The 20966-nt window shown below is 62.9% G+C and carries 19 protein-coding genes; 4 read left to right on the top strand and 15 right to left on the bottom strand.

Features of this window, described 5'->3' with window-relative positions:
* The first annotated feature begins 323 nt into the window (after positions 1-323).
* Positions 324-3794 carry a hybrid sensor histidine kinase/response regulator gene (locus ACODTO_RS16390; protein WP_489106733.1) on the top strand — a complete coding sequence of 1157 codons (3471 nt, stop codon included), beginning with the start codon at positions 324-326 and terminating at the stop codon, positions 3792-3794.
* A 195-nt stretch (positions 3795-3989) separates the two neighbouring features.
* Here the strand turns inward: ACODTO_RS16390 and ACODTO_RS16395 are convergent, their stop codons facing one another.
* Both ACODTO_RS16395 and ACODTO_RS16400 read right to left on the bottom strand, forming a co-directional pair.
* Complete coding sequence (locus tag ACODTO_RS16395) at positions 3990-5378, bottom strand: DNA recombination protein RmuC (protein ID WP_176563024.1); 1389 nt, start codon at positions 5376-5378, stop codon at positions 3990-3992.
* Between the two features lie 190 nt (positions 5379-5568).
* The gene (locus tag ACODTO_RS16400) at positions 5569-5892 is read right to left on the bottom strand and encodes an SEL1-like repeat protein (protein ID WP_139647987.1); all 324 of its coding nucleotides are present in this window, start codon (positions 5890-5892) and stop codon (positions 5569-5571) included.
* Positions 5893-6802: 910 nt separating this feature from the next.
* Here ACODTO_RS16400 and ACODTO_RS16405 point away from each other — a divergent pair.
* The 3 genes from ACODTO_RS16405 (at position 6803) to ACODTO_RS16415 (ending at position 9220) form a co-directional block, all read left to right on the top strand.
* Positions 6803-7027 carry a hypothetical protein gene (locus ACODTO_RS16405; protein ID WP_008051046.1) on the top strand — a complete coding sequence of 75 codons (225 nt, stop codon included), beginning with the start codon at positions 6803-6805 and terminating at the stop codon, positions 7025-7027.
* 275 nt (positions 7028-7302) lie between these two features.
* Complete coding sequence (locus ACODTO_RS16410; protein WP_139647985.1) at positions 7303-7785, top strand: hypothetical protein; 483 nt, start codon at positions 7303-7305, stop codon at positions 7783-7785.
* 145 nt (positions 7786-7930) lie between these two features.
* Positions 7931-9220 (top strand): OmpP1/FadL family transporter, encoded by a 1290-nt coding sequence (locus ACODTO_RS16415; RefSeq protein WP_139647983.1) that lies wholly within the window; start codon positions 7931-7933, stop codon positions 9218-9220.
* A 90-nt stretch (positions 9221-9310) separates the two neighbouring features.
* On the opposite strand, the gene ACODTO_RS16420 is transcribed toward ACODTO_RS16415, so the two are convergent.
* The 13 genes from ACODTO_RS16420 to cobO form a co-directional block, all read right to left on the bottom strand.
* Positions 9311-9862, bottom strand: a complete 552-nt coding sequence (locus ACODTO_RS16420; RefSeq protein WP_489106734.1) for a glutathione peroxidase — start codon at positions 9860-9862, stop codon at positions 9311-9313.
* Between the two features lie 182 nt (positions 9863-10044).
* A complete protein-coding gene (locus tag ACODTO_RS16425; RefSeq protein WP_139647979.1) occupies positions 10045-11253 on the bottom strand; it encodes an MFS transporter in 1209 nt (402 codons plus the stop codon).
* Positions 11254-11305: 52 nt separating this feature from the next.
* Positions 11306-11710, bottom strand: a complete 405-nt coding sequence (locus tag ACODTO_RS16430) for a MarR family winged helix-turn-helix transcriptional regulator (RefSeq protein WP_139647977.1) — start codon at positions 11708-11710, stop codon at positions 11306-11308.
* A gap of 182 nt (positions 11711-11892) precedes the next feature.
* Entirely contained in the window at positions 11893-12624 is a 732-nt protein-coding gene (locus ACODTO_RS16435) for an adenosylcobinamide-GDP ribazoletransferase (protein WP_139647976.1), read from the bottom strand.
* Positions 12625-12626: 2 nt separating this feature from the next.
* On the bottom strand, positions 12627-13202 hold the full coding sequence (cobC, locus tag ACODTO_RS16440) for an alpha-ribazole phosphatase family protein (protein WP_139647974.1): 576 nt from the start codon (positions 13200-13202) through the stop codon (positions 12627-12629).
* Positions 13199-14254, bottom strand: a complete 1056-nt coding sequence (gene cobT / locus ACODTO_RS16445) for a nicotinate-nucleotide--dimethylbenzimidazole phosphoribosyltransferase (protein ID WP_489106735.1) — start codon at positions 14252-14254, stop codon at positions 13199-13201. Before cobT ends, cobC begins: the two co-directional genes overlap by 4 nt.
* The gene (gene cobU, locus ACODTO_RS16450; RefSeq protein ID WP_175363134.1) at positions 14251-14772 is read right to left on the bottom strand and encodes a bifunctional adenosylcobinamide kinase/adenosylcobinamide-phosphate guanylyltransferase; all 522 of its coding nucleotides are present in this window, start codon (positions 14770-14772) and stop codon (positions 14251-14253) included. Before cobU ends, cobT begins: the two co-directional genes overlap by 4 nt.
* Before the next feature lie 116 nt (positions 14773-14888).
* On the bottom strand, positions 14889-16340 hold the full coding sequence (locus tag ACODTO_RS16455; protein WP_175385806.1) for a cobyric acid synthase: 1452 nt from the start codon (positions 16338-16340) through the stop codon (positions 14889-14891).
* Positions 16337-17329: a threonine-phosphate decarboxylase CobD gene (cobD, locus tag ACODTO_RS16460; protein WP_464709512.1), complete on the bottom strand. Its 993-nt coding sequence runs from the start codon at positions 17327-17329 to the stop codon at positions 16337-16339. Before cobD ends, ACODTO_RS16455 begins: the two co-directional genes overlap by 4 nt.
* Positions 17322-18230, bottom strand: a complete 909-nt coding sequence (gene cbiB / locus ACODTO_RS16465) for an adenosylcobinamide-phosphate synthase CbiB (protein WP_489106736.1) — start codon at positions 18228-18230, stop codon at positions 17322-17324. The genes cobD and cbiB overlap by 8 nt, the downstream gene beginning before the upstream one ends.
* Positions 18227-18877 carry a 5,6-dimethylbenzimidazole synthase gene (bluB, locus tag ACODTO_RS16470; RefSeq protein ID WP_139647962.1) on the bottom strand — a complete coding sequence of 217 codons (651 nt, stop codon included), beginning with the start codon at positions 18875-18877 and terminating at the stop codon, positions 18227-18229. Before bluB ends, cbiB begins: the two co-directional genes overlap by 4 nt.
* On the bottom strand, positions 18874-20292 hold the full coding sequence (locus ACODTO_RS16475) for a cobyrinic acid a,c-diamide synthase CobB (protein ID WP_139647960.1): 1419 nt from the start codon (positions 20290-20292) through the stop codon (positions 18874-18876). The genes bluB and ACODTO_RS16475 overlap by 4 nt, the downstream gene beginning before the upstream one ends.
* The gene (cobO, locus tag ACODTO_RS16480; protein WP_139647958.1) at positions 20289-20915 is read right to left on the bottom strand and encodes a cob(I)yrinic acid a,c-diamide adenosyltransferase; all 627 of its coding nucleotides are present in this window, start codon (positions 20913-20915) and stop codon (positions 20289-20291) included. The genes ACODTO_RS16475 and cobO overlap by 4 nt, the downstream gene beginning before the upstream one ends.
* Positions 20916-20966: the final 51 nt, after the last annotated feature.

Here is a 20966-nt window from a genome sequence, read left to right on the forward strand (position 1 = left end):
TCACCCCAGAGTTTATTCCCTTACTCAGACACAAGCGGGCTTGCTCGCGAAGACGACTTTACATTCACCATTGATGCAAGCTGACCCGGCGCTTTCGCGAGCAGGCTCGCTCCCACATTTTCAGAGGTGTATGAGAAGTTTGTGTCCGTCGCACATCCCCCTGTGGGAGCGAGCCTGCTCGCGATGAGGCCCGCAAATCCACGACATGACCCGAGTGCGACACCCCACCACGCCTCGACCTTGGTCGACACTGACGAACCCGAGCAGGCATGCGAGACTGTCTTGCCGGGCCCAAGCCCGGTGTTCTTCGTTCGGGAGTTTCCATGTCGTTGTCCAGCGGGCTGATCGCCGTTGTTGCCCTGGCCTATATGGCCATCATGTTCGCCATCGCCTTCTACGGTGACCGGCGCAGCACGCCGTTGCCGCCACGGGTACGGGCCTGGGTCTACAGCCTGTCGCTGGCGGTGTATTGCACCAGCTGGACCTTCTTCGGCGCGGTGGGCCAGGCGGCCGAACAGCTCTGGTCATTCCTGCCGATCTACCTCGGACCGATCCTGTTGCTGGTGCTGGCGCCATGGGTCCTGCAAAAAATGGTGATGATCAGTAAACAGGAGAACATCACCTCCATCGCCGACTTCATCGCCGCCCGCTATGGCAAGTCCCAGTCGCTGGCGGTGGTGGTCGCGCTGATCTGCCTGGTGGGCGTGCTGCCGTACATTGCCTTGCAACTCAAGGGTATCGTGCTCGGGGTGAACCTTTTGATCGGCGCCGGTGCCGATGCCATGGGCACCCGCGCCCAGGACACCGCGCTGATCGTCTCGCTGATCCTGGCCTTGTTCACCATCGTGTTCGGCACCCGCAACCTCGACGCCACCGAACACCACCGCGGCATGGTGCTGGCCATTGCCTTCGAGTCCCTGGTCAAGCTGTTCGCCTTCCTCGCGGTCGGCGCCTTCGTGACATTCGGCCTCTACGACGGCTTCGACGACTTGTTCGACCAGGCGATGCTCGCACCGCGCCTGGAGCAGTACTGGAAAGAAACCATCAACTGGCCGTCCATGGTGGTGCAGACCGGGGTGGCGATGATGGCGATCATCTGCCTGCCGCGCCAATTTCATGTGACGGTAGTGGAGAACATCGAGCCCCAGGACCTGCGCCTGGCCAAGTGGGTGTTCCCCGCCTACCTGGCCCTGGCCGCGCTGTTCGTGGTGCCCATCGCCCTCGCCGGACAAATGCTGTTGCCCAGCTCGGTGCTGCCGGACTCATTCGTCATCAGCCTGCCGCTGGCACAAGCCCATCCGGCGCTGGCATTGCTGGCGTTCATTGGCGGCGCCTCGGCGGCCACCGGCATGGTGATTGTCGCGAGCGTCGCCCTGTCCACCATGGTGTCCAACGACATGCTGCTGCCCTGGCTGTTGCGTCGCAACAACGCCGAGCGGCCGTTTGAAGTGTTCCGCCAGTGGATGCTCTCGGTGCGTCGGGTAAGCATCGTGGTGATCCTGCTGCTGGCCTACGTCAGCTACCGACTGCTGGGTTCCACCGCGAGCCTGGCCACCATCGGCCAGATCGCCTTCGCCGCGGTCACCCAATTGGCGCCCGCCATGCTCGGTGCGCTGTACTGGAAACAGGCGAACCGCCGCGGTGTATTCGCCGGCCTCGCCGCGGGGATTTTCCTCTGGTTCTACACCCTGGTGCTGCCGATCGCTGCCCACAGCCTGGGCTGGTCCCTGAGCGCGTTCCCGGGCCTGGCCTGGCTGCACGGCAACCCCTTGCATTTGCCGATCAGCCCACTGACCCAAGGCGTCGTCCTGTCCCTGGCCGGTAACTTCACGCTGTTTGCCTGGATCTCGGTGCTGTCGCGCACCCGTGTGTCAGAGCACTGGCAGGCCGGACGTTTCATCGGCCAGGAAATCAGCGCCCGCCCCAGCGCTCGGTCGATGCTGGCGGTGCACATCGAAGACCTGCTGCAACTGGCGGCACGTTTCGTCGGCGAGGAACGGGCGCGCCAGAGTTTCATCCGCTTTGCCTACCGCCAGGGCAAAGGCTTCAACCCGAACCAGAACGCCGACAGCGAATGGATCGCCCACACCGAACGCCTGCTGGCCGGCGTGCTCGGGGCCTCGTCGACGCGAGCCGTGGTCAAAGCCGCGATCGAAGGTCGGGAGATGCAACTGGAAGATGTGGTCCGGATCGCTGACGAAGCCTCGGAAGTGCTGCAGTTCAACCGTGCCCTGCTGCAAGGCGCCATCGAGAACATCACCCAGGGCATCAGCGTGGTCGACCAGTCTCTCCGGTTGGTGGCGTGGAACCGTCGATACCTGGAACTGTTCAACTACCCCGACGGCCTGATCAGTGTCGGCCGGCCCATTGCCGACATCATCCGCTACAACGCCGAACGCGGCCTCTGCGGTCCTGGCGAGGCCGAAGTCCATGTCGCCCGGCGCCTGCACTGGATGCGCCAGGGACGCGCCCACACGTCCGAGCGGCTGTTTCCGAACGGCCGGGTGATCGAGCTGATCGGCAACCCGATGCCCGGCGGCGGTTTCGTCATGAGTTTCACCGACATCACCGCCTTCCGCGAAGCCGCACAGGCCCTGACCGAAGCCAATGAAGGACTGGAGCAACGGGTGGCCGAACGCACCCGGGAATTGTCGCAACTGAACGAAGCCCTGACCGAAGCCAAAAGCACCGCCGAAGCGGCCTACCAATCCAAGACCCGCTTCCTGGCCGCCGTCAGCCATGACCTGATGCAACCCCTCAACGCCGCTCGACTGTTCTCCGCCGCACTGTCCCATCAACACGACGGTTTGCCAGGCGAAGCCCGGCAACTGGTACAGCACCTGGACAGTTCATTGCGCTCGGCCGAAGACCTGATCACCGACCTGCTGGACATTTCCCGCCTGGAAAACGGCAAGATCAACCCCGACCGCAAATCCTTCGCCCTCAATGACCTGCTCGATACCCTCGGCGCCGAGTTCACGGTGCTGGCACGGGAACAGGGCCTGAAATTCCGCGTTCGAGGCTCGCGTCTGCGAGTCGACAGCGACATCAAACTGCTGCGGCGCATCCTGCAGAATTTCCTCACCAATGCCTTCCGCTATGCCAAGGGCCCCGTTCTGCTGGGCGTGCGTCGGCGCAACGGCGAGTTATGCCTGGAGGTCTGGGACCGCGGACCGGGCATCGCCGAAGATAAGCAACAGGTGATTTTCGAAGAATTCAAACGCCTGGACAGCCATCAGACCCGTGCCGAAAAAGGCCTGGGCCTGGGCCTGGCCATTGCCGACGGGCTGTGCCGCGTACTCGGCCACACCTTGCGCGTGCGCTCCTGGCCGGGACGCGGCAGTGTGTTCAGCGTCAGCGTGCCACTGGCCCATACGCAGATTGCCGCGCCCAGCATCGTGGCCGAACCCAACGGGCATTTACCCAGCGGCGCGCAGGTTTTGTGTGTCGATAACGAAGACAGCATCCTGATCGGCATGAACAGCTTGCTGACTCGCTGGGGTTGCCAGGTGTGGACAGCGCGCAACCGTGAAGAATGCGAGCGCTGGCTCGCCGAGGGCGGACGCCCGCAACTCGCCTTGGTGGATTTTCACCTCGACGACGGCGAAACCGGCACCGAGCTGATGGCCTGGTTGCGTACCCGCATGGGTGAACCGGTGCCGGGGGTCGTGATCAGCGCCGACGGCCGCCCCGAGACGGTGGCCCAGGTGCACGCCGCCGGGCTGGATTACCTGGCCAAACCGGTGAAGCCAGCGGCGTTGAGGGCGTTGTTGAGCCGGCATTTGCCGTTGTAGGAGCAACGCCACTCCGGCCAGGCATCGAACCTGTGGCGAGGGGATTTATCCCCGTCAGGCTGCGCGGCAGCCTCCGTTGTGAGTGCTGCGCACTCAAGCGGGGATAAATCCCATCGCCACAGGGCTTGCACCAACCACAAGGTTTGCATCAGCCATAGGATCCGCATCAATCACGGGGCTTGCATTAGTGCCTGATCAAGCGTCGGGTTTGGCATCGGCTTCTTCCGGCAACTCGGGCAGCCCATCCTCATCGGTCATCGCCCGCTCAAGCAGTTCACCCGGCAGCCGCTTGCTCGCCCGAGCGCCGAGCAGCTTGAGTTGTTCGGTGCGACTGACCAGGTTGCCGCGCCCTTCTGTCAGCTTGTTGCGCGCGGCACTGTAGGCCTTGTCCAGTTGTTGCAGGCGGCTGCCGATTTCGTCCAGGTCCTGGATGAACAGCACGAACTTGTCGTACAGCCACCCGGCCCGCTCGGCGATCTCCCGAGCGTTCTGGCTCTGGCGCTCCTGCTTCCACAAGCTGTCGATCACCCGCAACGTCGCCAGCAACGTGGTCGGGCTGACGATCACAATGTTGCGGTCAAAGGCTTCCTGGAACAGATTCGGCTCGGCTTGCAGGGCAGCGGAAAACGCCGCTTCGATCGGTACGAACAACAAGACGAAATCCAGGCTGTGCAAACCGTCCAGGCGTTTGTAGTCCTTGCCGGCCAGTCCTTTGACATGGGCCCGCAGCGACACGATGTGTTGCCTGAGGGCAAGCTGGCCGATGGCGTCATCTTCAGCGGCCACATACTGCTGATAGGCAGTGAGACTGACCTTGGAATCGACCACCACCTGCTTGTCGCCGGGCAGGTAAATCAACACGTCAGGCTGGAACCGCTCGCCATCCGGACCCTTGAGGCTGACCTGGGTCTGATACTCACGGCCTTTCTCCAGGCCAGCGTGCTCAAGCACCCGTTCCAGAATCAACTCGCCCCAGTTACCCTGGGTCTTCTGGCCCTTGAGCGCACGAGTGAGGTTGGTGGCTTCATCGCTCAGGCGCAGGTTCAGCTGTTGCAGTCGCTCCAGCTCCTTGCCCAGGGAAAAACGCTCACGGGCTTCGGCCTGATAGCTTTCTTCGACGCGCTTTTCGAAAGACTGGATGCGCTCTTTCAACGGATCGAGCAACTGCCCCAGGCGTTGCTGGCTGGTTTCGGCAAAACGTTGCTCACGCTCATCGAAGATTTTTCCGGCCAGCTCGGCGAACTGCGCCCGCAGCGCGTCCCGTGAACCTTGCAGGTCATCCAGGCGTTGCTGATGGTTTTCCTGCTGCTCGCGCAGTTCGGCATGCAGCGACGCCGCCTGGGCATCGAGCCGCCGCAGTTCCGCCTCTTTGCTGGCACGCTCCAGATTCCAGGCATGGGCCGCGTCCCGAGCGTTATCGCGCTCGATCTGCAACAGTTCGACTTCCCGACAGGCCGCCGCGAGTTCGGCTTGCTTGGCTCCGTTGGCTTGGCTCAGGTCACTGATTTCGTCGCGGCAGGCATCGAGTTGGGCATTCAGGCCATCATGGGCCATGTGCGCGGTGGCCAGGCGCTCTTCCAGCAGCGCCACGTCGGTCTGCGCGGCACTGGCCTGGCGCTGCAGGTGCCAGGCCAGTGCGAGCAACGGCACCGCAGCGCCCGCCAGGCCCAACAACAGGCTGGTCAAATCCATAGCCATGACAAATCCTGTCGATCAGATGAAAGCCCGAAGGTTAACCAAGCCGCTGGAGGTTGCCCAGCTCAGCCCTTCTATTTCAGTCTTCTATTTCAAGAAGGGCCTGCCGGGCCCGATGATCCCCTGCCCGGGCGGCCTGGCGCAGCAGATCCTGACCGATGCGCCGGTCCCGGGCGTTACCGCACTCACGGCACATCAACCGACCCAGGCGACTTTGCGCAGCCACGACACCTTCCCGTGCCGGTTGCTTGAGCAGGCGCCCGGCCAGGTGCTTGACGCTGGGGCTTTCTCCGAGCCGCGGGCTGTCGAGCAACCACTCGGCGACCCGCATCGACATGCGCTTGGGCGGGGTAACACTTGGGGGTGTGGAAGTAACAGGATTTGATACTGAGCGAAACTTCATAACGCACTATGGGGCAGATCGAAAGGCGCGCCACTCTACTCCTTTTTTCGTGTGGGTAAAGCCGAAAAAAACCGGCACGCCCGTGCTAGAGCAAGTGCTTGGGACAATCCACAGAAGCTGTGGATAACTCAGTGGACAACCCCCCCTGAAGAGGGCGAAAGCCCTATGGGACGGGGGCTGCGCTCAAACTGACGATTTTTTCACCAGTAAAAAAAAGCGATGTTTTTCATTGACTTAAATTTTGGATACAGGCACCCACCCCGGATTGTTGCGACATGACAGTTCGGTGACAAAGTCCCTGGGGAGTGTGCACAAGTAACACCCAGAGCGGTTATATCGGTGCGCTTTCTTGATGCATTTGGCGGTAAGCCTGGGGATAACCCGACCCAATATGGCACGACGCCCTACCCAGATCATCCGACCAAACGCAGCGGATCTGGATATTTTTTGAACAACAGACTTCCCTTCTGCAACTCGATCCGTTAACATCCGCGCCGTTAGTACCAAGCTGAAAGTCAATTCCGGGTCGAACACATCTCCACGGTCAGCCATCCCCAAGGGATGCCTCACCGATAACAGAGACCGACCCCCTCGATGGTTTCCAGGTAAATCTTGCGCCAACACAGCCTTTGACTGAATACAAAGGGTGTTGCCAAGCTCGTTACTCTGACCGAACCAACCTGCAAAATTGATCAGGATCTTCACCCTGGGCCCAGAACCTTTGCCCCTGCTGTGTCGCCTGCCCTCCTAAGTACCTACCTGCCAGCCCAAGCGCGCACATTCATATAGCGCTCAAACTGGCTGCTTTGTTCCAGTCGGGTTCTTCGTTCGACCAATGGTGGTCGACGTTACTGGAACGTTTTAACGTTGCACGGTTCTTAACCGTGTCATTTGTAGGAACACCCATAACATGTCGACTCAAATCCAGACACAGGATGCCATCCGCACCCTAACCAACGCTTTTGCTCCAATGAACTGCCTGATCATGGCCGCTCGCAAAGGCTGCTTCAGCTTCACGCTGGTCAACGAACACGGCATCGCTCGTCACAGCGAACGCCTGTACCCCGATCAATACTCCAGCGCAGAACCGCTGCAGGCCGTGATCGAGCGTACCCGTCAGGCACTGGTTGCCTGAAACGCCAGAACGCTGAAAACCCAAAGGCCCCGCCCGAAAAGCGGGGCTTTTTATTGCCTGAAGTTTCTCGATAAAGCGAAACGGCTTAAGCACCAACGGATATAACAGTTATAACCACTGGCGGAAGATGATTTAAAAACAGTCCTTTACAACGGGAATATGACACTACACTTCAAGTCAAGCGGCATGATCCGCTGTCGGCGGAGCCTGGACCGATCCACCGCTGCCAAGCCCCACGCTTCCAGGCTCCGCCCCTCTTACGCTTCGAGGGTGTTATGGGTATCGCTGCCAGCGAACTGTGTCGATATGTGATCCGCCCGACGCTCCTTTACCTGGGGCGCCACAGCGCAACGGCGGAGTCCTTGTTACTGGGCATTGCCGCCAGCCAATCCGGCCTGGGCTCAGCCTTGCACGACCGTCGCGGCCATGGCCTGTATCGCATCACCGAACCCCGCCACAAAGCACTCTGGGATCATTACCTGGCGCTGGATCCGGAGCGCGCCAGCCTCGTGCGCGGCCTGGCCAGCCAACATGCCTTTCTCAGCGGTCCGCACCTGGAACTGACCGTCAACCTGCGTTACGCCACTGCCATCGCCTGGCTGCTGGTGGAGGAACAAAACACCCCGCTTCCCGATGCCGATGATCTGCTGGGCATGGCCCGGATCTGGCGCCAGACATTTCACCCCCAAGGGCGCCTGCGGGACTTCACCTGCGCCTGGCAACAATGTGTTTCATCGCTGAATCAGGTCGCCTGTTGAAGAGGATGTTTGGAAACTTCCTACAACGGCCGCGAATCTGGTCGGATTGTCCTACAAAACCGCTCTAACTCACGCAAAACAGGCTATAGCGCTTGAGCAAAAATGTTGGTAGTTTTCGCCTCGGTGACCACACGGAGTTCTAACAATGAAAAAAATGATGCTCAAAACCACCCTTGGCCTCGCCGTAACTTTGGCCTCCACTCAATTGTTCGCCAGCGGCTTCGCCCTGAACGAACAGAGTATCAGTGGCATGGGCACTGGTTTCGCGGGTCGTTCCTCCTCTGCCGATGATGCAAGTACCGTGTTTGGCAACCCTGCCGGCATGTCGCGCCTCAAGCGCCAGCAAGTGACGGGTGGCCTGGCGGCCATCGATGCTTCGACCGACATCAACGATGCCAGCGGCAGCCGCACCGGTAGCAACGACGGCGACATGGTGCCGTTCACTGCCGTACCCATGGGCTATTACGTCAAGCCTATCGATGATCAATGGGCGTTCGGCCTGGGTGTCTACGCCCCATTCGGCCTGATCACCGACTATGAAAACAGCTTCCAGGGACGCAACTTCGGCAGCAAGAGCGAAGTGAAGGTCATCACCTTCCAGCCTACTGTCAGCTATGCCTTCAACGACAAGGTGTCGATTGGTTTTGGTCCGACGATCAACCGTATTTCCGGTCAGCTGGAATCGGCGCTGACCCTACCGGCGCCTTTGCCCGGCACCGATGGCAACGTGAAGATCAAAGGTGATGACATTGGCTACGGCTACAACATCGGCCTCCTGGTCCAGGCAACCGACACCACTCGCGTCGGCCTGACCTACCACTCCAAGGTCAAGTACAAACTCGAAGGCCACACCGAGGTCACCCCGGGCGCAGGCGTTCCAGCCGCTTTCCTGAGAAACGGACGCTATGACGCCTCGCTGGATATCACCACGCCTGAATCGGCCGACTTCTCCGTCACCCAGCAAATCAACGATGCCTGGACAGTCTATGCAGGCAGTACCTGGACTCGCTGGAGCCGACTGAAAGACATCACGGTCAATAACGACGGCGTGACAGCGGCAGCCGGCGGCGGGTTGGCTCCAGCTCTCGTGGGCACTATCACCGAAGAACAGAACTGGCATGACACCTGGGCTTACGCCCTCGGTACCTCCTACCAGTTGAACAAACAGTGGGTACTGCGTACCGGCCTGACCTTCGACCAGTCCCCTGCCAACAACACCGACCGCTCGCCACGTATCCCGACTGGCGACCGGACCATCTTCAGCCTGGGGGCCGGCTGGAGTCCGACCGACGACCTGACCATCGACGTGGCTTACTCCTACCTCAAGGAAGAAAAAGTCAACGTCAACCGTACCAACCGACTGGGTCAATCCTACAACGCTGAGTACGAAAACAGCGCAAACGGCTTCGGCGTTGGTGCAACCTACCGCTTCTGATGACTCACGGCGAGCCTGACCCGCTCGCCATCCGAGGCGAAAAAAAGCCCCGTGCTCTGCAAAGAGCCGGGGCTTTTTCGTTATTGACGATCAGGGCCTGGAAGCAATCGCCGCTTCCACCGCCTTGAGGAATTCAGGATCGTCCGGTTTGATCCGGCTGGAGAAACTGGCAACAACCTTACCCTGGCGATCCACGACGTACTTATAGAAATTCCATTTCGGCGCGCCGGATTGTTCTGCCAGGTGCTTGAACAACGGTATGGCGTCGGCCCCACGTACCGGTTGCGGCTCGGTCATGGTGAAGGTCACGCCATAATTGACGTAACAGACCTTGGCCGTCTCGGCGCCATCCTTGGACTCTTGCTTGAAGTCGTTGGACGGCACGCCCAGCACTTGCAGGTCTTGATCCTTATAGCGCTGGTTCAGGGCTTCGAGGCCTTTGAACTGCGGCGCGAACCCGCAGAAGCTGGCGGTGTTGACCACCACCAGCGGCTTGCCGGCGAAGCGCTGGCACAGATCGATGGTTTCCTTGGCCCGCAGCTTGGGCAACGAACCCTCCAGCAACGGTGGGCAGTCGGCTGCCCAGGCTTGCCCGGTCGCAACCAGTAACAGAGCGGGAACAGCTAGCCAGCGCATCAGCATGTAGGCACTTCCTTGAAGACATGTCAGACCACGACGTTACTCGTCATGGCCTGAAGCGTCCACCGCTCAGCAGTTGCCCATGCCCAGTTGCATCAAGGCCAACCCGCCCCGATGCCAACCCCACCAGGCAAACGCCAGCAGCAGGATGGCGCCGGCAATCACCAACCAGGGGCCGACGCGACTCATGCCGCACCGGCCTGAACCTGCAGGCGCGCCACCGGGCGCTCGCGCACCGGCCAGTTCAACGCCGCCGCCAGCAGACTGAGCAGGATGGAGACCTGCCAGATCAAGTCGTAACTGCCGGTGCGGTCATACACCACGCCGCCCAACCAACCGCCCAGGAACGATCCCAACTGGTGGAACAGGAACACGATCCCACCCAGCATCGAGAGATTTCGCACACCGAACAGGGTGGCCACGGTGCCGTTGGTCAAAGGCACGGTGGAAAGCCATAAGAACCCCATCGCCATGCCGAATGCATAGGCCGTGGTGGTGGTGACAGGTAGCCAGAGGAACACGCCGATCACCACCGCCCGCGCCAGGTACAACCCTGTCAGCAGCCGTGGCTTGGACATACGTCCGCCGAGCCAGCCGGCGGTGTAGGTGCCGAAGATATTGAACAGCCCGACCAGGGCCAGCACCGTGGTGCCGACGGTGGCTGGCAAGTGTTGGTCCACCAGGTACGCCGGCAGATGCACACCGATGAACACCACCTGGAAACCGCAGACGAAAAAGCCGAACGCCAGCAACCAGAACCCGGAATGGCTGCACGCTTCGCGCAACGCTTCGGACAAGGTCTGCTCATGGCTAGCCAAGGGCATCGGCGTGTCCTTGAGCATGCTCACCAGCGGTACGATCAGCGCCACCAGCAAGCCCAAGGCCAGCAGTGCGGCGGACCAGCCGAGCCAGCCGATCAGGCCCAAAGTACCCGGCAACATGGCGAACTGACCGAAGGAGCCGGCTGCACTGGCGATACCCATGCCCAGGCTGCGTTTTTCCGGCGGCACAGCCCGACCGACCACCCCGAGGATCACCGAGAAAGAGGTGCCGGACAGACCAAGGCCAATCAGCAGCCCTGCACTCAATGACAGTGACCAGGCGGAATCCGCCAGTCCCATGAACACCAGGCCCAAGGTGTAGAGCGCACCGCCGATCAGCACCACTTTCGCCGCACCGAAGCGGTCGGCCAGCGCCCCGGTAAATGGCTGCGCCAGGCCCCAGATCAGGTTTTGCAGGGCGATGGCGAAGGCGAATACCTCGCGGCCCCAGCCGAACTCGGCGCTCATGGGTGCCAGGAACAGCCCGAAGCCATGCCGCACACCCAGAGACAACGCCAGAATCAGCGCGCTGCCCACCAGGACCCAACCACAGGTACGCCACATCGATACCATTTTTATTCTCCGCTCGCGGGTATATACCCGCTTATTATCGAACGAACCGGCTTCACGCCAGTTCATCCAGCAAGGCCAGCAGTGCCGTGCGCTTCTCGGCGCCCAGTTTATCGATCAATCGTTGTTGCGCCGCTTCCCAGGCGGGCAACGCCGCCGCCAGTCGGTCACGTCCGGCGGGGGTCAGCACGACGATGCGGTTACGCATGTCTTCACCTTCCGCAAGCGCCACCAGCCCCTCGCCTTCCAGCACCCGAAGATTGCGCCCCAGGGTGCTGCGGTCCAGGCCCATGGCCTCGGCCAGGGACGAAATGCTCGGCTGATCCAGGCGCTCCAGGTTGCTCAGCAAAGAATACTGGGCAACGTTGATCCCGAAGCCATCGAGAGCGCCGTCGTAATACCTGCTGACGCCTCGAGCGGCGCGACGCAGGTTGATGCACAGACATTGGGAAGGAAGCATGATGCGTGTATATACCCGTTAACTGGATGAATGCAAATTTAAATGTATCGCCTAACCAGGAACATCTCTGGGAGTAACTTGTGGGAGTAAGGCTTGCCCGCGATGAAGTCAACGCGGTGAGGCTTGATATCGAGGTGTCTTCATCGCGGGCAAGCCTTGCTCCCACGGACCTCCGCATGGCGTCAGACCAATGCCACCCCCACCAACACTGCCATCTCAAGAAGCTCCAACAAGGCCCCGGCCGTGTCGCCCGTGCACCCACCCAGCCGGCGCAACATCATCTGCCGCAAGGCGATGAACACCACCGCGGCGATGATCAGCGCCGAGATCCCGGTCCAGCCCGCCACCAGCACGCACCCCAGCGCACAGGCCGACAAGACCTGCCACCCCGCGGGTCGCGGCAGGTGGTCGGCGAGTGCCTGGCCCAACCCGCCGGCACGCACATAAGGCGTGGTCAGGAACAGACCCAGCAGCGCCGCACGCCCCAATACCGGCACGATGAGCAACACCAGGGCCTGCCCTTGTTCGAGCAGCGCCAGCAACGCCGCGAACTTGAGCAGCAGCACCAATACCAAAGTGATCACGGCAATCGGTCCGCTGCGCGGGTCCTTCATGATCAGCAGCGTGCGTTCGCGGTCGCCAAAACCTCCGAGCCAGGCGTCGGCACTGTCGGCCAGGCCATCCAGGTGCAGACCGCCACTGAGCAGCACCCATGCCGTCAGCAACAGCGCGCCATGCAGCAGCAACGGCGTACCGAGCAGCAAGGTGTTGAAGCCCCAGAGCAATGCACCGAACAACAACCCCACCAGCGGGTAGAACAACAGCGAACGGCCAAGCTCCTCAGGCTCCGGCATGCCCGGCAGGCGAACCGGCAAACTGCTGAGAAATTGCAGGGCGATCCAGAACGGCAGCATCTTCAGCTTATCTCCGTAAAGACCGGACCGGACGACACCCGAAGGGAGAATCGCGCACCGTGGGCTACTTCAACGTTGAGCAGTTGCTCCCGAGGCAGGCCTCGGGCCTGGGCCAGCAGCAACTTCATCACGCCGCCATGGCTGACCAATAACACCCGCTGCCCCGCGTAAGCCGCGTGCAGGCGCTCCACCGCCGCCAGGACCCGCGTCGAAAACGCCAGCACCGGCTCACCGTCGGGGGGCGTGAAAGCATAAGGATCGGCCCAGAACCGGCCCAAGGCCTCGGCGTCCGTGTCCATCAGCGCCGCTGCGCTGCGACCCTCCCAAGCGCCGAAATGCAGCTCTTGCAGATCCGCGTCCACGTGCACCGGCAGGTTGAGTCGGCTACCAAGCTGCTCGGCAAAACGCGCACACCGCTGCAACGGCGAACTCACCAGCCGATCCCAGGGGCTATCCGTTGCCACAGCGGCGTGCATTTGCTCCCAGCCCCTGGCCGTCAACGCATCGTCGAGGCTGCCACGCAAGCCGCCGCCCAGCTCGGTTTCGCCATGGCGCAGCAGGTCCAGACGCAAGGTCATGCCGGGCGATCCGCCACGGCCGCTTCGGCAAACGTCGCCATTTGCCCGTGCAGGTCACAGGCCAGGCGCAACAGCGGTACCGCCAGCGCGGCGCCACTGCCCTCGCCCAGGCGCAGGCCCAGGTCGAGCAGCGGTTCGGCACCGAGTGTTTCCAGGACGTGGCGATGCCCCGGTTCGGCGCCACGATGGCCGAACAGCAGCCATGGCCGGCACCCGGAATTGAGGCGCACCGCCACCAATGCCGCAACGCTGCAGATAAAACCGTCCACCAGTACTGCGATGCCTTGCTGCGCGCAGGCCAGGTAGGCACCGGCCAGCGCGGCGATTTCAAACCCACCCAGGCTGAACAGTGTCTGCAACGGATCACTGCTCTGGGCTCGATGCAGCGTCAGGGCACGCTCAATCACTTGGGCTTTGTGACTGACCCCTGCCGCGTCCAACCCCGTGCCCGGCCCGACCAGGTGAGCCACCGGGCAATCGAGCAAGGCGCAGGCCAGGGCACTGGCCGCCGTGGTGTTGCCGATGCCCATCTCACCCCCGATGAACAACTGCGTGCCGCTGGCAGTCGCGCGAGCAACGCTGTCGCGTCCGGCTTGCAGGGCCTGCTCGCCCTGGGTCACGGTCATCGCCGGACCCTGGACGAAATTCGCCGTGCCGGGACCGACCTGCAGATGCCGTACACCGGGCAGGTCCAGCGACGGCGTCACGGTTCCCAGGTCCACGACCTCCAACGCAGCGCCCAATTGCCGCGCCAGGACGCTGATGGCCGCGCCGCCGCTGACGAAGTTGAGCAGCATCTGCCCGGTGACCTCCTGGGGATAGGCCGACACGCCCTCGGCCACCACCCCATGGTCGCCGGCAAAAATCGCGATCCACAGTCGATCCAGGCTTGGCTTGACCTGCCCTTGCAGACCCGCCAGTTGCACCGCCACCGATTCGAGCCGCCCCAGGGAACCGGCTGGCTTGGTCAGTTGTTGCTGACGGGCCGCAGCCTGTTCCAGGGCCTGGGTATCGAGGGACTTGCACGGGTCCAGCCACCAGCGGTGATTCATAACGCAGTACCTTTGAGGGTCAGGGGCAGGCCGGCAACGGTCAGCACAACACGCTGACAACGTTCGGCCAGGGCTTGATGCAGCCAACCGGCTTCATCGACATAACGGCGAGTCAACTCGCCCAGCGGCACGACACCCATTCCGGTCTCGTTGCTGACAAAAATGATTTCACCGGGCAGTGCGGCCACACAGTCCAGCAGTGCGTCGCGCTCCTTGCCCAGTCGCGGGGCGTCATCGAGCATCAGCAGGTTGGTCAGCCACAAGGTCAGGCAATCCACCAGCAGGCACTGTCCTGGCGCGGCGTTGTCCCGCAACACCTGGGCCAGGGCCAGCGGCTCTTCCACCAGCGCCCATTCGGCCGGACGACGCGCGCGATGCAGGGCGACTCGCTCGTTCATCTCGCCGTCCAGAGGTTGGCTGGTGGCGATGTAGGTCACCGGCAAGCGAGTGCCCACTGCGAGTTTTTCAGCCAGGCGACTCTTGCCGGAGCGGGCGCCGCCGAGGATCAGTTGGAGCATGGTGTATTACCTTTCAAATAGGCGGTGTTGCTGCCAGCCCCATCGCGAGCGGGCTCGCTCCCACATTGGCCCGGTGTCCGCAATCCCCTGCTCGCGATAGGGCCAGTCCAGCCACCCTAGATCCCACAAAGTTGGCGCAACAACCCGGTATCCAGATGCTTTTCCACCAAATCCGCCAGCCGCTCGATGTCCCGCTCGCGCAAGCCGTGATAATCCACCGCTTGCACGTCCGCCAACCCGGCCCAACGCAACAAGGCGCTGCTGGACTCGGGCGACTCGAACAGGCCGTGCAGGTAGGTGCCGAGAATCTGTCCGTCGAGGCTCCGGGCCCCGTCGCAGCGGCCGTCATCCAATTGCACCAAGGGCTGTTCCAGCGCCGGGCCGACGGTCACGCCAGCATGGATCTCGTAGCCACTGACCTCGGCATTCTCCAGGGTCAATCGTCCTCGGACATTGCGCAGCTGCTTCTCGTGCTCCAGGGTCGTTTCGAACGCCAGGAGCCCCAGTCCGTCGCTGGAGCCCGGCGCGCCTTCCAGTCCCAGCGGATCGTGAACCTGTTGGCCGAGCATCTGCAAGCCGCCGCAGATCCCCAGCAGCTTGCCGCCATAGCGCAGATGCCGCTGGATGGCCGCTTCCCAGCCGTGGGCCCGTAGATGGGCCAGGTCGCTGCGCACGCTCTTCGACCCCGGCAGGATAATCAGGTCGGCTGGCGCGATGGCCTGGCCAGGGCCGATGAATTGCAGGTCAACCTGCGGGTGCAGGCGCAACGGATCGAAATCGGTGTGATTGCTGATGCGTGGCAGCACCGGCACCACCACCTTGAGCACCTGCTCTGCCTTGTCAATCTGACGCCGATCCAGGCCGTCCTCGGCCTCCAGATGCAGGTCCGTCACGTAGGGCAGCACGCCCACCACCGGCTTGCCGGTGCGCGCTTCCAACCAGTCCAGGCCCGGTTGCAACAAGGCGATGTCGCCGCGAAAACGGTTGATGATGAAGCCCTTGACCCGCGCCTGTTCGCTGGGCGAAAGCAACTCCAGAGTGCCCACCAGATGGGCGAATACCCCGCCGCGATTGATATCGGCGATCAGCAGCACGGGGCAGTCCACCGCTTCGGCAAACCCCATGTTGGCGATGTCACCGGCTCGCAGATTGATCTCGGCCGGCGACCCCGCGCCTTCCACCATCACCACCGGATACGCCGCGCTCAACCGCTGGTGGGAAGCCAGCACGGCCTGCATCGCGATGGCCTTGTAGTCGTGATAGGCCACGGCATTCATGGTGGTGACCGCACGGCCGTGGATGATGACCTGAGCCCCCGTGTCGCTGTTGGGCTTGAGCAAAACCGGGTTCATGTCGGTATGCGGCTCGAGACCGGCCGCCTGGGCCTGCACGGCCTGGGCACGACCGATTTCGCCACCGTCAGTGGTCACGGCGCTGTTGAGGGCCATGTTCTGCGGCTTGAATGGCACCACACTCACACCCTGGCGCCGGACCCAGCGGCACAGCGCCGTAACCAGGGTACTTTTACCGGCATCGGACGTGGTGCCTTGCACCATCACTGTGGTCATTGGAAGTCCTTGGCGTAGGCCTCGAAAGCCTGTTCGAGGCGCAGGAATTCGGCCTCATCGGCCGGCAACCCGAAGCGCAGGCTGCTGTTGTTCGTGAACAGCCGCAAGAGAATGCCGCGATGGGCCATGAAGTCATGAAGCACCTGCGCGTGTTCGGTGATCAACCACTGGAACAACCCGCAACCACCCTGGGGTTTGAAACCGTAACGGGCCAGCAGCAGCGCCAGGCGTTGACTGGCGACTTCGCAACGCTCTCGCTGACGGCTGTGAGCGGCGGTGTCGAGCAAACAAGCCTGGCCCAGGACCCGAGTCGGCCCGCTGACCGCCCACGGCCCGACCTGTTCGGCGAGCAACCTGAGCAAATGCTGCTCGGCCAGGACAAACCCCAGGCGAACCCCGGCCAGGCCAAAGAACTTGCCGAACGAACGCAGCACGATCAGCCCGACCTGATGGGCATGGGCGGCCAGGCTCAGTTGCGGGGTGACATCCATGAAAGCCTCGTCCACCACCAGCCAGCCGCCGCGTTGGGCCAACCGGGCGTGCCAATCCAGCAAACGTTCAGGGCTCAGGTTCAGGCCCGTGGGATTGTTCGGGTTGACCACCACCAGCACATCGAGACTGTCGAGGAAGAAATCCACCTCCGGCTCCAGCATCTCACGCACGATGTAACCGCTGCGGCGCCAGGCTTCGGCGTGCTCGGCGTAACAGGGCGACAGGACGCCGACCTTGCCGCTGCGACGCAAGCGTGGCAACAACTGGATCGCCATTTGCGAACCGGCCACCGGCAGTACCTGGGCCGCACCATAATAAGTGCGGGCAGCCTGCTCCAGCCCGTCATCGGTTTCAGGCAGGCGCGCCCAGGCCCGCAATGGAATCGTCGGGACGTCGAACGGCCACGGCGCCAGACCGCTGGACAGGTCGAGCCAATCCACCTCGGCAATGCCATATTGCCGGGCCGCCTTGCGCAGGCGTCCGCCGTGCTCAAGCATAGAACTCAGCTCCCAGGCAGAGAATCAGCAACCACAACCATACGCCGCGCTGCACCAGTTGCCAGCCGCGATCAATGGAATCCGCGCTCGCCGGCACGCCTTCGCCCAGCGGTGGACGCTGGTGCAGTTCGCCGTGATAGACAGCCACGCCCCCCAGCTCGACGCCCAGCGCACCGGCACCGGCGGCCATGACGGGCCCGGCGTTGGGGCTGTCCCAGGTCGGGCCCTGGCTGCGCCAGCACCGGAGCGCCAGGCGGGTTTTGCCAAGCAGCGCATAGGTCAACGCCACCAGCCGAGCCGGAATGTAGTTGAGTACATCGTCGATTTTTGCCGCCGCCCAGCCAAAGCGCTCGAAGCGTTCGTTGCGATAGCCCCACATGGCGTCGAGGGTATTGCTCAAGCGATACAACACCACGCCGGGAACCCCCGCCACGGCGAACCAGAACAGTGCGGCGAATACCGCGTCGCTGCCGTTCTCCAGCACCGACTCGGTGGCCGCGCGGGCGACGGCGGTTTCGTCCAGCTCACGGGTTTCGCGGCTGACCAGATAGCCGACACGCTTGCGCGCTTCGTCCAGATCGCCGCTGCGCAGCGCCCGGGCCACCGGCTCGACATGCTCGCCGAGGCTGCGCAGGCCGAGGGCGCAGTACAACGCCAGGATATCCACCAGCCACCCCACCAGCGGCGTCCAGGACAGGGCCGTGGCGAGCAGGGTCAACGGCACGACCGCAATGACCCACGCCGTGACCCCATGGCTGCGCCAGCCACGCCCGCCGGAATTGAAACGTTGTTCGATGCGATCGGCAAAGCGGCCGAACGCCACCAACGGATGCCCACGCCGGGGCTCACCCAGTAGTGCATCTAGCGCTACGGCGGCGGCACTGAGCAGCGCGACACTCATGGGTTCACTCCCCAATGGTTTTCATAGAGCAATTCATTGAGTGACCGCGGTTGTGCCCAGCCCTCCAGGGCGAGCATCGGTGCCGGATAAAAACTCTCCACCGGACCGAGGCAGAGTATCGCCAGGGGCTTGGCGCCCGCAGGCAGGCCCAGCAGATCGGCCAGGGCCTGGGGCTCGAACAGCGAAACCCAGCCCATCCCCAGCCCTTCGGCGCGGGACGCCAGCCACAGATTCTGGATCGCGCAGGACAGCGAGGCGAGGTCCATTTCCGGCAAGGTCCGACGGCCGAAGATGTGCCGCTCGCGGTCATCCATCAACGCCGCTACCAGTATTTCGGCACAGTCATTGATGCCCTCGACCTTGAGCTTCATGAACTCATCGCTGCGTTCGCCCAGGGCCTCGGCGGTGCGGATGCGCTCCTGTTCCACCAATTCCCGGATAGCTGCCCGCAGGGCGCGGTCACTGATGCGGATGAACCGCCAAGGTTGCATCAGGCCCACACTGGGTGCCTGGTGGGCGGCTTCCAACAGCCGGCGCAGCAACTGGGGTTCCACGGTGCCACCGGTGAAATGCCGCATGTCGCGGCGTTCGGCGATGGCGCGGTAGATGGCGTCGCGTTCGGCCTGGGGGAATGCGTTGTCAGTCATGGCCTCTTCGCGAGCAGGCTCGCTCCCACATTGGGTTGGTGTTCACAGTTGGATGGGTATTCACCATTCCCTGTGGGAGCGAGCCTGCTCGCGAAAGCGGCTTCAGGGTCCGGCGCCAACAGCGCGGCGATGGCCCTCGGATTCGATGGAAAATAGAAATGCACATAGGAAGCCGTCATCCGCCCCTGCCGGAACACCGCCTCCGCGCCACGCCCACCGTTAGGGCTATGACCACGGGCGATCGGCTCCAGGTCGGTGCTGGTCAGCGAATGATGGTAGGTGTGTCCGCGCAGATTGCCTTCCGGCAGTTCCACCGATTGCAGCGCAAGGGCGGCCAGGCGCTTCTGCATCTGCGCGTCACCGGCGAGCAAACCGAGCAGCTCGGCGCGATTGCCCTCGACATCGGTCAGTGAATCCAGCAGATACAGCATGCCGCCGCACTCCGCCAACAACGGCTTGCCAGCGTCGTGGTGAGCGCGGATCGCCGCCAGCATCGGCGCATTCTGCGCCAGGGCAAGGTGATGCAGTTCGGGATAACCGCCAGGCAGGTACAGGCTGTCCGCCTCGGGCAGCTCGCGGTCATGGATCGGTGAAAAAAAGCGCAACTGCGCGCCCATGGCCCGCAGCAGATCGAGGCTCGCCCCATAAGTGAAGGCAAACGCTTCGTCCCTGGCCACAGCGATGCGGACCCCGTCGAGCCACGGCTGGGCGGCACTCACCTCGGGAGCGGCGAACGTCACCGCCGGCGGAAGCGTCACTTCGCAACTGCCGGCCAGGGCCTCGGCTGCGGCGTCGAGGCGCAGGTCCAGGTCGTTCAGCTCGCTGGCCTGGACCAGCCCGAGGTGACGACTCGGCAGTTCGATCCCGGTTTCCCGGGACAACGCGCCGTACCAGCGCAGGCCTTCGGTGAGACTGCCTTCAAGCAATTGTGCATGACGCAAGGTGCCGACACGGTTGGCCAGCACGCCGGCGAAGGGCAGGTCCGGCTGATAGCGCGCCAGCCCGAGGGCCAGGGCGCCAAAGGTCTGGGCCATGGCCGTGCCGTCGATCACCGCCAGCACCGGCACACCGAAATGCCGCGCCAGGTCGGCGCTGGACGGCGTGCCGTCGAACAACCCCATCACCCCTTCGATCAGGATCAGGTCCGCTTCGGCGGCAGCTTCCCACAACAACCGTCGACTTTCCTGCTCGCCGACCATCCACATGTCCAATTGATAGACCGGCGCGCCACTGGCACGCTCCAGGATCATCGGGTCGAGGAAATCGGGGCCGCATTTGAATACGCGCACCTTGCGCCCCTGGTTGCGATGCAACCGGGCCAGGGCGGCGGTGACGGTGGTCTTGCCCTGCCCCGACGCCGGGGCGGCAATCAGCACCGCCGGGCATTGGCGGTCCGGAAACGAAGCGTCACTCACAGTTCGACGCCTTTCTGTGCCTTGATGCCGGCCTGGAAGGCGTGCTTGATCATGCCCATTTCGGTGACGGTGTCCGCCAGCTCGATCATTTCCGGCTTGGCGCCGCGACCGGTCACCACGACATGCTGCATGGGAGGACGCGCCTGCAGATCGCTCAGGACCTGATCGAGATCGAGGTAACCATGCTTGAGGGCAATGTTCAGTTCGTCGAGCACCACCAGGCCAATGGACGGATCGCTCAGCAACTGACGCGACACCGCCCAGGCCGCTTCGGCGGCTGCGATGTCGCGCTGTCGATCCTGGGTTTCCCAGGTAAACCCTTCGCCCATGACATGAAAGCGCACCTGCTCCGGGAAGCGCCGGAAGAACAACTCCTCACCAGTGCTGTTGCGGCCCTTGATGAACTGCACCACGCCACATTGCATCCCATGCCCCATGGCCCGGGCCAGCATGCCGAAGGCCGAACTGCTCTTGCCCTTGCCGTTGCCGGTCAGCACCAGCAGCAAGCCGCATTCGTTCGGGGCATTGGCGATACGCTCGTCGATCACGGCTTTTTTGCGCAGCATGCGCGCCAGGTGACGCTCGTCGCGGTCGGACGCATCTGTATTGGGGGAGCCGGTCATGGGGAAGCCTCCGTTGGGGACTGGGTAACGGCAGGCGGGCACAGGAAAAGA

This window comes from Pseudomonas sp. FG13 (assembly GCF_057809755.1).